This is a genomic window from Mesorhizobium sp. M0601, from assembly GCF_040320845.1.
GTDB lineage: Bacteria > Pseudomonadota > Alphaproteobacteria > Rhizobiales > Rhizobiaceae > Mesorhizobium.
Map to the genome: position 1 here is coordinate 1 of NZ_JAMYQK010000115.1, position 1,151 is coordinate 1,151.

Annotated in this window: 1 protein-coding gene; it reads left to right on the plus strand. The window is 63.0% G+C overall.

The window, feature by feature from the left end; translation table 11 throughout:
- On the plus strand, nt 1-1,151 hold a 1,151-nt coding region (gene groL / locus NKI41_RS33085; protein ID WP_352687256.1), incomplete at its 3' end, for a chaperonin GroEL.

Consider the following 1,151-nt stretch of genomic DNA (forward strand, 5'->3'; position numbering starts at 1 on the left):
ATGTCTGCCAAGGAAATCAAATTCTCCACCGACGCGCGCGACCGCATGCTGCGCGGCGTCGAAATCCTCAACAACGCCGTCAAGGTGACGCTCGGCCCCAAGGGCCGCAACGTCATCATCGACAAGGCCTACGGCGCGCCGCGCATCACCAAGGACGGGGTGACGGTGGCCAAGGAAATCGAACTTTCCGACAAGTTCGAAAACATGGGCGCGCAGATGGTGCGCGAAGTGGCCTCGAAGACCAACGACCTTGCCGGCGACGGCACCACCACCGCCACGGTGCTTGCCGCTTCCATCCTGCGCGAGGGCGCCAAATTCGTTGCCGCCGGCATGAACCCGATGGACCTCAAGCGCGGCATCGATCTTGCCGTCAGCGCCGTCGTCAAGGAAATCCAGGCGCGCGCCAAGAAGGTCAAGTCCTCAGCAGAGATCGCGCAGGTCGGCACCATTGCCGCCAATGGCGACACCAGCGTAGGCGCCATGATCGCCAAGGCGATGGACAAGGTCGGCAATGACGGCGTCATCACCGTCGAGGAAGCCAAGACCGCCGAAACCGAACTAGACGTCGTCGAAGGCATGCAGTTCGACCGCGGCTATCTCTCGCCCTATTTCGTCACCAATGCCGAGAAGATGCGCGTCGAGCTGGAAGAGCCCTACGTGCTCATCCACGAAAAGAAGCTCGGCAATCTGCAGGCGCTGCTGCCCATCCTCGAAGCCGTGGTGCAAAGCGGCAGGCCGCTGCTGATCATCTCCGAGGACGTCGAGGGCGAAGCGCTGGCAACGCTGGTCGTCAACAAGCTGCGCGGCGGACTCAAGGTAGCGGCCGTCAAGGCGCCTGGCTTCGGTGACCGCCGCAAGGCGATGCTGGAAGACATCGCCGTGCTCACCGCCGGACAGATGATTTCCGAGGATCTCGGCATCAAGCTGGAGAACATCACCATAGACATGCTCGGCCGCGCCAAGCGCGTGCTGATCGAGAAGGACACCACCACGATCATCGACGGCGCCGGCGAGAAGACCACCATCCAGGCGCGCGTCCAGCAGATCAAGGGGCAGATCGAGGAAACCACGTCCGACTATGACAAGGAGAAGCTGCAGGAACGTCTCGCCAAGCTGGCGGGCGGCGTTGCCGTCATCCGCGTCGGCGGCGC